The organism is uncultured Maribacter sp., from assembly GCF_963977385.1.
In the GTDB taxonomy this organism is placed as follows: domain Bacteria; phylum Bacteroidota; class Bacteroidia; order Flavobacteriales; family Flavobacteriaceae; genus Maribacter.
The window spans coordinates 49606-62179 of the sequence record NZ_CAXBOU010000018.1 but is presented as its reverse complement, the minus strand read 5'-3'; the positions used below and the strand labels follow the sequence as shown (position 1 = coordinate 62179).

The following is a 12574-nucleotide window of genomic DNA, read 5'->3' as shown; positions in this document are numbered from 1 at the left end:
TTAATTCAAAAATGATAGAATGCAGATTCCAAATGTTCTAGCTCAAAACGCTTTTTATTTTTTAGGATTGTAATGATATCAAAACGTACCTCAACATCAATTTCGTTATCTATAACATAATGATTCGCAGCCATTACCAATAACTTAATTTTCTTTGGGGTAACCGTTTCTGCGATATTCTCAATGAAATCAGAACTTCTTGACCTTACCTCTACAATGGCCAACGTCGCATCTTTTTGAGCAATTATATCCACTTCTGCCTGTAGATATCTATAATTTTTATATTTGATGATATATCCATTTTTTATCAGATAGTCAACCGCTATTTGTTCGCCTTCCTTTCCAAATTCATTATGTTTTCCCATAATAATCTCTGTAAATTGTGCAATTCATCGAAAATAAGGGTGTTTCGACGCTTTTTTATTAATAAATATCGTTATTTGGATATTGGATATCGAAAATAGATAGTTTAAAATACTATACCAAATTTTGAAACGTTTATCATAGAAGCCCCAACTCTACGAACGTAATATAAATGCCTATTTAAGAATATGGAATATTTCATTAATTGTAATACTTCTACTCTTGCTCCGTATACAGCTAATTTAGACCAATTAAGAGCATCACACTTATACAGAAGATTAGGATTCAGTGCTTCGGTCGCAACTATAAATCAAGCAACCGGACAATCCGCAGGAGCAGTAGTAGATAATTTAGTAGATCAAGCGCTAAACATGTCGCCGATACCTGCGCCAACTTGGGCCAATTGGACCAATGCAAATTATCCTGAAGATGATGATGCCCGAAATCAATTGAAAAATCAGCAGAAATCTGAATTTCAATTAGATTATGCAAACGGTTTACTGAACAACAACCTAAGAGATCGGTTAAGTTTTTTCTGGAGCAACCATTTTGTAACCGAGTTAGATGTCTATAATTGTAATCCTTATTTATATCAATATATAGAATGCCTTCAACGTAATTCTATTGGCAATTTCAAAACTTTCACAAGTGAAATTGGGTTAACCAATGCAATGCTCTATTACTTAGATGGGGTTTACAATAACGGTAACAATCCTAACGAAAATTATGGCAGGGAGCTCTATGAGCTTTTCACTTTAGGTGAAGGCAATGGCTATACAGAAGAAGATATTATTGAAACCGCTAAAGCGTTAAGTGGTTATGTAGAGCGAGGTGAAGTTGGGTGTTCCCCAGTTGCTTTTGATGCTACTAAGCACGATGCTGGCTCTAAAACAATTCTAGGTCAAACCGGTAATTGGGGTTATGACGATGTCATTAATATTCTATTTGACCAAAGACCAACGGAAATTGCTGAATTTATTTGTCGCAAACTATATGAGTTTTTTGTGCATCCAGATTCTAAGGACGAAGCCAATAACGCACAAACCATCATCGATGGTATGGCTGCTACTTTCGTTTCAAATGATTTTGAAATTGCACCTGTATTAAGACAATTATTTAAAAGTCAGCACTTTTTTGATGATGAAGCTATTGGTGTTATTATTAAAAGTCCAATAGATTTCTATTTCAATACTTTAAAAGAATCAGGTTTCGCCTACACTGATACACATGTCGCAGAAATGGTTAATTATAGCACCTTGTTAAGTCAAGAAATATTTGACCCATTTGATGTAGCCGGATGGCAACGCGACAGATCTTGGATCAACACTAATTTTATGATTGGACGTTGGCTTACTATAGAAAGCATTTTAGAAAGCTTTTATATGGCCAATAACGAACAATTTAGAACATTAGGTTTAGAAATTACTGGTAATGTAGGGTTGACAAGTACCAATCCTGATGTAGTTGCAAGACTAATTATTGATTTTTTACTCCCAAAAGGACTTCTAGACGAACCTGAATATGATAAAGCATTCGCCATATTTAGAAGTGATGTTGAAGAGGTTTATTATGAAGGTGGAAATCAAGAATCATGGACGCTGGGTACATGGCAACAAGGTCCATTTCAAGTTTATCTTCTATTCCAATATTTAGCCAGACAACCTGAGTATCAATTAAAATAACACCTACAGCTATGTGCAATACACACCACTCCCCACATAAAGGTCTTCAACATGAAGGTCACGATGACGAACACAAAACTTGGAGCAGACGTTCCTTTTTACAGGCAATGGGCATCGCAGGTTCCGGATCTATGATGTTAGGCTCGAATATGCTAACAGCTTCTGCCCCTTCACCCCTATCAGCAGGTATCGCAGCAGCCGAAACTGACAATATTCTGATATTGATACGTCTTTCTGGCGGTAATGACGGTTTAAGTACGGTTATACCTTTAGAACAATATGACAGTTATGCAAATGCACGGCCTAATATCTATGTTCCAGAAAGTAAGGTGTTAAAACTTACCGATGAATTCGGAGTACCTTCTTATATGAATGCTTTGGCTCCTATGTGGCAAGAAGGCCAATTTAAGGCAGTACATGGTGTTGGTTATGAAGGTCAAAGTCTTTCGCATTTTACTGGCTCTGATATTTTTGCGAATACAGATATAGAAACAACCGGATTTAGTGGATTAAATACAGGTTGGATGGGTAGACATTTTGAGAATATTTATCCAGATTACTTAATAAATCCGCCAGCAGCACCTGCGGCCATACAAATTGGTCAATTTGGTAGTTTGGTATTTCAAGGCGATGAAACCAATTATGCTTTTGTTACATCAAACATAGATCAGCTTGAAGAAATCGCTGAATCTGGTGTAGTCTATGGTTTAGACGATACACTCTTCAACAACTGTATGTACGGTGACCAACTTAAGTTTCTTAGAGGAGTTGCCAATACTACGTATGAATATTCAGGACTTATTCATGAGGCCTATGAAAGAGGACAAAATCAAGTAGAATATCAAGACAATGGTTTTGCACGTCAACTAGCATTATTAGCTCGTTTAATAAAAGGAAATTTGGGCACTAAAGTATTCATGATTTCAATGGGTGGTTTTGACACACATGGTAATCAACCTCAAGCTCATGCACGTTTAATGACCAATCTTTCTGTTGCTATCAATAATTTCTATGAAGATTTAGCCTTTACACAACAAGACGAAAAGGTATTAAGCATGACGTTTTCTGAATTTGGTAGACGTATTTTTGAAAATGGTTCTAATGGTACCGATCATGGTAAAGCCTCTCCAACCCTATTCTTTGGTTCTGGCTTAAATGGTAGTGCATTTGTGGGTGATCACCCAACATTAGATGACCCAGATGGTCGAGGAAATTTAGAGTACACGATGGATTTTAGAGATCTTTACGCAACAGTACTTGCCGAGTGGCTCTGTGTAGATGTACCTTTAGTTGAGGCTCATTTATTGAATTACAAACCATACGTACCAGTAGATTTAGGCTTTAGCTGTAGTGGTGAAGCATTCCCAGACATAGCGTATAGTGATGGTGAAGTTACACCACCCGTACCGCCAGAAGAAGAGGCAGAAACACCTTTTAACCCTGATTTATTGAATGCCGTTGTTCACAAACCTTATTATCCAACGGATAGTACCCCACATATCTATTTAGAAATGCCATTCTCGGCACATGTAGATATTCAACTTTTTAATATTCTCGGCCAGAGAGTCGGCACTGTTTTTAACGAAATGATGTTCGAAGGTTCTACCGAAATAAATATACGAGAGCGCATGCCCGAACAACTATCAACCGGAAAGTACATTTATCGTATCAGTGTACAGAATCAAAAGATGAGTAAATCCGTGATGGTAGCTTAAACTGTTTCCCACTATTTAAAAAGGCCTTATTCATTGAAACTGAATAAGGCCTTTTATATTTATACTAATTTCGAATTGTTCATTTTAGATTCAAAAGATAATTCTCTAATAACTCTATGATTCTTATTCTTATGAACTAGAGCAACATCCTCTAAACCGGCCTCTGCACTTTTTACGGTTACATCTTTCTTGTCTAAGCCTTCAGCGAATCTTAGCTTTTTTGGGTTACCAACACTCATGTCTTTAAGATTTTAATTAATAAATAAGTATTTTCTTACAATAAAACTATTTTTTTGACTCTTTCGTATAAATTATCGATGAGAGACACAGTTCGGTAACACTTTCGTTTAAAAAATCGTTATGTGTGCCATTTTTATACGAATTACAATTGGCAAGTATTTGGTGATTCTCCCATCAAATTCTGTATTTTTGCAGCCTAATTTATTTTGATGTCTGATATTAAAACACCTTCACGATACACGATTACCGCAGCGTTACCTTACACAAATGGCCCTATACATATTGGTCATTTAGCAGGCGTTTATGTGCCCGCAGATATTTACGCACGTTACCTTCGATTAACTGGAAAAGATGTTGCCTTTGTTTGTGGTAGCGATGAACATGGTGTCGCTATTTCCATGAAAGCTAAAAAGGAAGGTGTTACTCCAAAAGATATCATCGATAAATATCATGCTATAATAAAGCAGTCTTTCTTAGATTTCGGAATTACATTCGATAACTATTCAAGAACCTCTGCGCCTATACATCATGAAACAGCATCAGAATTCTTTATAAATCTTTATGAAAAAGGAGATTTTATTGAGGAGACGACCGCTCAATTGTATGATGAAGAAGCACAACAATTTTTAGCAGATCGTTTTGTCATTGGTACCTGTCCTAAATGTGGAAATGAAGAAGCCTATGGTGATCAATGTGAAAATTGTGGATCTAGTTTAAATGCAACTGATTTAATCAATCCGAAGTCAACCATAACAGGAACAATACCTACAACTAAAGAAACGAAACACTGGTTTTTACCTTTGGATCGATATGAAGATTTTCTTAGGGAATGGATTTTAAAAGGTCACAAAGACGATTGGAAACCGAATGTATACGGACAATGTAAATCATGGATTGATGGCGGATTGGAACCAAGAGCGGTAACCAGAGATTTAGATTGGGGAATACCCGTACCAGTTGAAGGTGGCGAAGGCAAAGTATTGTATGTATGGTTTGATGCACCTATCGGATATATTTCATCTACTAAAGAATGGGCAGCCCGTGAAGGAAAGGATTGGGAACCCTATTGGAAAGATGAAAATACGAAACTGGTACATTTTATCGGGAAGGATAATATCGTTTTTCATTGTATAATTTTCCCATCAATGTTAAAGGCAGAAGGCAGTTATATTCTACCGGATAATGTACCTGCTAACGAGTTTTTAAATTTAGAAGGCAACAAATTGTCTACCTCAAAAAACTGGGCAGTTTGGTTACATGAATATTTAGTCGATTTCCCAGAAATGCAAGATTCTTTGCGCTACACGTTAACCGCGAATGCACCAGAATCAAAGGATAACGATTTTACTTGGAAAGATTTTCAAGCACGCAACAACAATGAATTGGTGGCTATTTTGGGTAATTTCATTAACAGAGTAGTGGTTTTGACCAACAAATACTATGATGGAAAAGTACCCGCTGCAGGAAGTCTCAATGATGTCGACACACAAACGGTTGACCAACTTCGCAAGTTTCCAGAAATAATTTCTAGTTCTATAGAGCGCTATCGTTTTAGAGAAGCAGGGCAAGAATTAATGAATTTAGCTCGTTTAGGTAACAAATATTTGGCAGATGCCGAACCTTGGAAAGTAATTAAGGTTGATGAAGAGCGTGTAAAAACAATTATGAATGTTGCTTTACAGATTTCTGCTGGCTTGGCTGTTTTGAGTGAGCCTTTCTTACCTTTTACATCAGCTAAGCTTAAAAACATTCTCAATATTAATTTAGACGCAGTCGAAGAGCTTGGTTGGGAATCTGTTTCAAACAACGAAACTCTTCTTTTGGCCGACCATCAAATAAATCAAGCAGAATTACTATTTAGAAAAATAGAGGATAGTGAAATTCAAGCTCAGTTAGACAAGCTTGAAACCACAAAAAAAGCCAACGAATACGAAAATAAAAAACTGATGCCCCAAAAAGATACCATTACTTTCGATGATTTTTCTAAACTAGATATGCGCGTAGGTACTATTATCGAAGCAGAAAAAATGGCTAAGGCCAAAAAATTATTAGTTTTAAAAGTTGATACCGGTTTAGATGTAAGAACTATAGTTTCAGGTATTGCAGAAAGCTTTTCACCAGAAGAAATTATAGGTAAAAAGGTAACTGTTTTAATCAACCTTGCTCCACGTGCGTTACGTGGTGTAGATAGCGAAGGAATGATTTTGATGACCGAAAATGCAGACGGAAAATTAATATTCGTTAATCCTGATGAGGATGGCGTTGGAAATGGGGAAGGAATAAACTAATTACCACTCCTAAAAACATTACAACACACATGGCAAAATTGGACTCAGGCCAAATAGTTGGCTATATCTTAAAATATACCCAACTCCCAGAGAAAGGGATTCAAAATACAATTGAACTTCTTAACCAAGATTGTACGATTCCTTTTATTTCAAGGTATAGAAAAGAGCGAACAGGCAATTTAGATGAAGTACAAGTAGGAGCCATAGTTCAATTCAAAGAACAATTTGAAGTATTAGAAAAGCGTAAAAAAGCGATTCTTAAAGCTGTTGATGAACAGAATGTTTTAACTCCAGAACTCAAACAAAAATTTGAGCAGGCTGAAGATCTAACGCAATTGGAAGATTTATATCTACCATTTAAAAAAAGCAAAAAAACAAAAGCAGAAGTAGCCCGTAAAAACGGTTTAGAACCTTTGGCAAAAATCATTATGGCGCAACGTAATGATGATATTAAATTTATTGCTTCTAAATATTTGAATAAAGAAGTTGAAAATGAAGATGATGCTTTAGAAGGCGCCCGCCATATTATCTCAGAATGGATTAATGAGCGAACAGATATTAGAAGTCAAATAAGGTCTCAATTAGCCCGATTTGCCATCATATCGACCAAAATAGTGTCTACCAAGAAAGATAATGAGAAAGCGCAGAAATTTCGTGATTATTTTGATTGGAGCGAACCACTTAATAAATGCCCATCGCACCGATTACTAGCTATCTTAAGAGCAGAGTCAGAGAAATTTATTCGAGTTAAAATTGAGCTAGATGATGAGCGTTTATTAGATCGCATCGAAAACAGAATCATCACATCTAACAATGCATCCGCCAAGCAAATAGAACTAGCTATTGCAGATGCTTATAAAAGATTACTTTTCCCGTCTCTATCCAATGAATTGCTTAAAGTAGCAAAGGAAAAGGCAGATGATGACGCCATTGGTGTATTTTCTAATAATTTAAGGCAATTGTTGTTAGGTGCCCCTTTAGGCGAAAAACGTATTCTAGCCATCGACCCGGGTTTTAAATCGGGCTGTAAAATAGTGTGTTTAGATGCCCAAGGTAATTTAGTGCATAACGAAACTATATATCCGCATGCACCACAAAACGATGTAAGTGGTGCTATTAAAAAATTGAGTTCATTGGTTAATGCCTATAAAATTGAAGCAATAGCTATCGGTAATGGCACGGCATCTAGAGAAACCGAACATCTTGTCAAAAAAGTGATATTCAATAATCCGGTTGAAGTATTTGTTGTTAGTGAGGCTGGTGCCTCAATTTACTCCGCATCAAAAATTGCTCGTGATGAATTTCCTAATTACGATGTTACCGTTCGTGGTGCAGTATCTATTGGTAGACGCTTGGCCGACCCACTTGCAGAATTGGTGAAAATAGACCCTAAGTCTATCGGTGTTGGCCAATATCAACATGATGTAGATCAGACAAAACTAAAAAACTCACTTGACATTGTGGTAGAAAGCTGTGTAAACTCTATCGGTGTAAACATAAATACTGCTAGTGTTCCTTTATTGAGTTATGTTTCGGGTATTGGACCAAAATTAGCAGAAAATATTGTTACCCAAAGAAAAGAAAACGGAGCATTCAAAAGTAGAAAAGAAATTATGGCTGTTCCTCGCCTTGGAAGTAAAGCTTTTGAACAAGGAGCCGCGTTCCTTCGCATTAAAGATGCTAAAAACCCGCTTGATGACTCCGCAGTACACCCAGAAAGTTATGCCATAGTTAAGCAGATGGCTAAGGATAAGGGAACCGAAATAATATCTTTAATTGGCAATAAGTCGTTACTTAAAGAGATAGAATTAAAAAAATATTGTACCGAAAATGTAGGTTTACCTACGCTAGAAGATATACGTTCAGAACTAGAGAAACCAGGATTAGACCGCCGAGAAAAAGCTAAGGTGTTTACTTTTGACCAAAACATTAAATCAATAACCGATTTACATATCGGTCAATTATTGCCCGGTATTGTAAACAACATCACAAACTTTGGGTGTTTTGTAGATATTGGAATAAAAGAAAGCGGGCTTATTCACGTATCTAATCTTTCTGATGCTTTTGTAAAAGACGTTAACGAACATGTTCATTTACATCAACAAATAATAGTGAAAGTTTTAGATGTTGATGTACCTAGAAAGCGAATTCAATTAAAGCTGCACAAATAGCAAATATAATTTGATATATTCTTGAAAGTCAAATTTGTATTTTAACCCCTATTTAACTTCAGTACCTTGCGTTTTACACTCCTTGTTAATCTGCTATTAATAGGATACTTTCTATGCTTAGATATATTGTTGAAAATCAATGCCGTAACAAAAAGTATTATAGTACCCATTAATACTGGTGAGACAACATAGAAATAGCCTAATGATTTAATTTTTTCTGTGCCGATGACCGCAATAAGCGCAGTAGCGCCACCGGGAGGATGCAACGTTTTCGTCATTTGCATAACAACTATAGATATGGAAACTGCCAACGGAGCAGCAACCCAAATAAGGTCAGGTACTAACTTGTAAATTGAAACACCAATAAAAGCTGAGATTAACTGCCCCCCTATAAAGTTTCTAGGTTGTGCCAACGGACTTTCAACAGCGCCATAAATAAGCACACTAGAAGCTCCGAAAGACCCTATTAGAAGGACATTCTCAAGTTGCGGTAGATAATATGATTGTAATAATGCAATAAGCAGAACACCAATAAAAGCTCCAAGAAACGACCAAAACTGCTCTCTGAAATCTACAAGGGTTTCCTTATAAATCACATACTTCGAAATACGAGCTTTTCGATTAATTTTTTTATTTAGGTCGCTTCTTCTTTTCAATGCAAATAGTTATTTAAACAATATAATTATCCTAAAAAGTCGCAAAGATAAAAGATCATACTAGTCCGCATAAATAAATTCCTATTTATCCTATCATATGACTAGGAGTTATTGTTAGAATTATCTGAGACTAAGTAAATAATGTAATTTCATAGGCAACAAAAATTTTAAACATAGTATTCTTTAAACCTTAGGTAACAAGTAGAGCGATTATATTTGTAATATGCTTAAAATAGCCTATCACCCCATATACAAACATCCATTGCCAGAAGGCCATCGTTTTCCCATGATGAAATATGAGCTTCTGCCACAGCAATTGATATATGAAGGTACTTGCACAGAAGCTAATTTTTTTGAACCTAAAATTCCGAATGACAAACATATTGTCGCTGTTCATGATCCTGAATATTTCTACGATTTGTTGAATATGATGATTTCAGCGAAAATGGCTCGTAAAATTGGCTTTCCGATATCTGAAGATTTGGTAGAACGAGAACGAATTATTGTAGATGGTACGTTAAAGGGATGTGATTTTGCTTTGGAGTACGGAATTTCAATGAATATTGCTGGCGGAACCCACCATGCCTATAGTAATCATGGGGAGGCTTTCTGTATGCTGAATGACCAAGCTATAGGTGCAAAATACGTATTGGACAAAGGTTTAGCAAAAAAGGTACTCATTATAGATTTAGATGTTCACCAAGGAAATGGCACAGCAGAAATCTTTCAGAATAATGATTCAGTCTTTACTTTTTCAATGCATGGCGAAGGAAACTATCCCTTTAAAAAAGAAAAATCAGACTTAGACATTCCGTTGCCTAAAGGAACCAATGATGAAACATATCTCTCAATTCTAAAGGAAAATTTACCCATAATAATAGATACAGTTCAACCAGATTTCATTTTTTACTTAAGTGGCGTTGATGTTCTAGAAAGTGATAAGTTAGGTACTCTCGGCCTGACACTGGCAGGCTGTAAACTTCGAGATGAATATGTTCTTGAATTATGTAAAAAATATAAAATTCCGTTGCAATGTAGTATGGGCGGTGGTTATTCTCCAGACATTAAAATTATTGTAGAAGCTCATGCTAATACATTTCGTTTGGCCCAAAAACTATATTTTTAGACTAGTTCAAATCCTATAACAATTAAAATTAATCGATAACGACTCTTTTTTGAGATAACCAAAGTTTAAATTTACAACATGAAAAAGATAGTAATCTTCTTAGGTTTAATCTGTTGCTCAACGCTACATGCGCAAGATAAAAGCAAAGATTCAACTCAGACACGTTGGAATATGTTTACTTATGATGTAGGTAATATGTTTAAAGGAGTAGGGTATTCTTATACGAGGCCTTTACATTGGCAAGGTAAGCAATTGGCTCAATTTGGGGCTGTTGTTGGTGGTACAGGCTTGGTATATCTGGCAGATGATAACACCTCAAGATTTATTAGAAACAATAAAGAGGGTGTCCCCAAATTCATTCGAGATTATGGAGAATTCTATGGAAGTCCTGAAAATAATTACTTAGCTACTTCGGGAGTTTACATTGCAGGACTCGTAACTAAAAATGAAAAATTACGTCGTACAGGAGTACTATTGATTTCTTCAGCAACCTCTGCCGGGTTTTTACAGCAAGTGCTTAAATCTTTTGTAGGTAGAGCAAGACCAATTGCTGATTTAGGTAAGGATACATTTGACCCTTTTAATTCTAGTAGAAACTTTCATTCCTTTCCTTCAGGACACGCAATATTAGCCTTTACAAATGCTTACGCAATTGGCAAGCAATTCAAAAACCCATGGTTAAAAGCTGGTATTTACACTTTGGGTGCTATTCCTGGTGTTTCACGTGTTTGGGATGGTCAACATTGGTTAAGCGATATGGTTTTTGCTTTTGCAATTAGTATAGCTACTGTAGAATCAATAGACCGATATTTAGACAAGAAATATGATGAGAAATTCAATAGCCAACAAAAATTGGTAAGTTGGAATCTTAATTTTGGTCCAGGTCAGATGGGTGTTACTATTAATTTCTAAATAAGCTAATAGTATCCATACTTAATTCACTCCCTCAATTGCATTTACTATTGAAGTTTGACCAAACTTTCAGTACATTAGTCCTCCATCTGAAAACCAAACTAATGAAAAGGTTGATTATATTTTATTTCGCACTATTTACCCTCATTTCTGTTGCCCAAACTCCCTCGCTTCAAAAATCTCTGATATTGACAGAAGGTAACGCAAAAGATGTTGGAATTTCAACAGACCGTCTTTCAAAAATAGACGCCATGATTGCGGAAGAAATTGACAATGGAAATTTACCTGGCGCAGTTGCTCTAATAGCACGAAATGGAAAAATTGTATTTCATAAATCTTATGGAATGGCCAATACGGAAAAGAAAAAACAATTACAAAAAGATGCTATTTTTAGAATTGCATCCCAAACGAAGGCAATTACCTCAACAGCAGTTATGATGCTTTGGGAAGAAGGTAAATTTCAGTTAGATGATAATATTTCTAAGTATATACCAGAATTTGGTGAGGCACAAATTCTAGATACATTCAATGAAGCAGACTCAACATACACGACAAAGCCAGCCGAAAACCAAATTACTATAAGAGATTTAATAACACATACTTCTGGTATTGGTTACGGAGTAATTGATGGAGATGAACGTTTTAAGAAAATGTATTCAAAAGCGGGTATTACTGACCTTTTTACAACAAATAATATCACCATTGCTGAAAGTGTGAAAAAACTGGCAACGCTACCTTTGCATCATGAACCTGGTGAAGCATTTACCTATAGCGAAGGCTTAGATGTACTAGGATATTTTATAGAGCTTGTATCTGGTATGCCGTTTGACGAATTTCTTAAAACAAGAATCTTTGAGCCACTGAATATGCAAGATACTTGGTTCTACCTTCCATCAGAAAAACATGATAGATTGGTTACTGTTCAAAAAAAGGAGAATGGAAAATGGGTAAACTATCCAATTACATTTTACGACACAGATTATCCTAAAAAAGGAGCAAAATCATTCTTTTCAGGTGGAGCAGGTCTATCGAGTACAGCAAAAGATTACGCCACTTTTCTACAAATGTATTTGAACGAAGGAGAGCTGAATGGAGTGCGACTTTTAAGCAGAACAACGGTAAGAAGTATTTTTGGAAATCAAATTGGCGAGATATGGGATGGCCCTAAACACCACGGACTCGCATTCTCTGTAGTCAATGAAAAAGGCGAAGTCTCAGGCGGACTTGGTAGTGAGGGCACCTTTGAATGGGGAGGTTACTTTAATACACAGTATTTTGCTGACCCAAAAGAAAAAGTAATAGGTATTCTAATGAAACAAACTCAAGGCCCTGTAGATGATACTACGGGTTGGAAGTTTAAACAAATGCTTTTTTCGTCAATAGATGATTAATGACTTTTGAATATGAAGACGGATTGATTG

Annotated in this window: 10 protein-coding genes; 7 read left to right on the top strand and 3 right to left on the bottom strand. The window is 36.0% G+C overall.

Features of this window, described 5'->3' with window-relative positions:
- Positions 1-5: 5 nt before the first annotated feature.
- Complete coding sequence (locus AAC084_RS17080) at positions 6-365, bottom strand: YraN family protein (RefSeq protein ID WP_339841447.1); 360 nt, start codon at positions 363-365, stop codon at positions 6-8.
- A gap of 186 nt (positions 366-551) precedes the next feature.
- On the opposite strand from AAC084_RS17080, the gene AAC084_RS17075 reads away from it, so the two are divergent.
- Together AAC084_RS17075 and AAC084_RS17070 are read left to right on the top strand one after the other, a co-directional pair.
- On the top strand, positions 552-2045 hold the full coding sequence (locus tag AAC084_RS17075) for a DUF1800 domain-containing protein (protein WP_339841446.1): 1494 nt from the start codon (positions 552-554) through the stop codon (positions 2043-2045).
- 11 nt (positions 2046-2056) lie between these two features.
- Complete coding sequence (locus tag AAC084_RS17070; RefSeq protein ID WP_339841445.1) at positions 2057-3760, top strand: DUF1501 domain-containing protein; 1704 nt, start codon at positions 2057-2059, stop codon at positions 3758-3760.
- Between the two features lie 59 nt (positions 3761-3819).
- On the opposite strand, the gene AAC084_RS17065 is transcribed toward AAC084_RS17070, so the two are convergent.
- Positions 3820-3999 carry a hypothetical protein gene (locus tag AAC084_RS17065; RefSeq protein ID WP_339841444.1) on the bottom strand — a complete coding sequence of 60 codons (180 nt, stop codon included), beginning with the start codon at positions 3997-3999 and terminating at the stop codon, positions 3820-3822.
- 210 nt (positions 4000-4209) lie between these two features.
- Between AAC084_RS17065 and metG the strand changes: the two genes are divergently transcribed.
- Together metG and AAC084_RS17055 are read left to right on the top strand one after the other, a co-directional pair.
- A complete protein-coding gene (gene metG / locus AAC084_RS17060) occupies positions 4210-6288 on the top strand; it encodes a methionine--tRNA ligase (RefSeq protein WP_339841442.1) in 2079 nt (692 codons plus the stop codon).
- Between the two features lie 29 nt (positions 6289-6317).
- On the top strand, positions 6318-8459 hold the full coding sequence (locus AAC084_RS17055; protein ID WP_339841440.1) for a Tex family protein: 2142 nt from the start codon (positions 6318-6320) through the stop codon (positions 8457-8459).
- A 41-nt stretch (positions 8460-8500) separates the two neighbouring features.
- On the opposite strand, the gene AAC084_RS17050 is transcribed toward AAC084_RS17055, so the two are convergent.
- On the bottom strand, positions 8501-9115 hold the full coding sequence (locus AAC084_RS17050) for an HPP family protein (RefSeq protein ID WP_339841439.1): 615 nt from the start codon (positions 9113-9115) through the stop codon (positions 8501-8503).
- A gap of 223 nt (positions 9116-9338) precedes the next feature.
- Here AAC084_RS17050 and AAC084_RS17045 point away from each other — a divergent pair, with 223 nt between their 5' ends.
- The 3 genes from AAC084_RS17045 to AAC084_RS17035 all read left to right on the top strand — a co-directional run bounded on the left by AAC084_RS17045 (position 9339) and on the right by AAC084_RS17035 (position 12544).
- Entirely contained in the window at positions 9339-10241 is a 903-nt protein-coding gene (locus AAC084_RS17045) for a histone deacetylase (RefSeq protein ID WP_339841438.1), read from the top strand.
- A 78-nt stretch (positions 10242-10319) separates the two neighbouring features.
- On the top strand, positions 10320-11153 hold the full coding sequence (locus AAC084_RS17040) for a phosphatase PAP2 family protein (RefSeq protein ID WP_339841436.1): 834 nt from the start codon (positions 10320-10322) through the stop codon (positions 11151-11153).
- A 104-nt stretch (positions 11154-11257) separates the two neighbouring features.
- The gene (locus AAC084_RS17035; RefSeq protein ID WP_339841435.1) at positions 11258-12544 is read left to right on the top strand and encodes a serine hydrolase domain-containing protein; all 1287 of its coding nucleotides are present in this window, start codon (positions 11258-11260) and stop codon (positions 12542-12544) included.
- Positions 12545-12574: the final 30 nt, after the last annotated feature.

Excerpts from the sequence above, each read along its gene's own strand:
- AAC084_RS17080 (WP_339841447.1), bottom strand. The coding sequence starts at position 365 with ATGGGAAAACATAATGAATTTGGAAAGGAAGGCGAACAAATAGCGGTT.
- AAC084_RS17075 (WP_339841446.1), top strand. The coding sequence starts at position 552 with ATGGAATATTTCATTAATTGTAATACTTCTACTCTTGCTCCGTATACA.
- AAC084_RS17070 (WP_339841445.1), top strand. The coding sequence starts at position 2,057 with ATGTGCAATACACACCACTCCCCACATAAAGGTCTTCAACATGAAGGT.
- AAC084_RS17065 (WP_339841444.1), bottom strand. The coding sequence starts at position 3,999 with ATGAGTGTTGGTAACCCAAAAAAGCTAAGATTCGCTGAAGGCTTAGAC.
- metG (WP_339841442.1), top strand. The coding sequence starts at position 4,210 with ATGTCTGATATTAAAACACCTTCACGATACACGATTACCGCAGCGTTA.
- AAC084_RS17055 (WP_339841440.1), top strand. The coding sequence starts at position 6,318 with ATGGCAAAATTGGACTCAGGCCAAATAGTTGGCTATATCTTAAAATAT.
- AAC084_RS17045 (WP_339841438.1), top strand. The coding sequence starts at position 9,339 with ATGCTTAAAATAGCCTATCACCCCATATACAAACATCCATTGCCAGAA.
- AAC084_RS17040 (WP_339841436.1), top strand. The coding sequence starts at position 10,320 with ATGAAAAAGATAGTAATCTTCTTAGGTTTAATCTGTTGCTCAACGCTA.
- AAC084_RS17035 (WP_339841435.1), top strand. The coding sequence starts at position 11,258 with ATGAAAAGGTTGATTATATTTTATTTCGCACTATTTACCCTCATTTCT.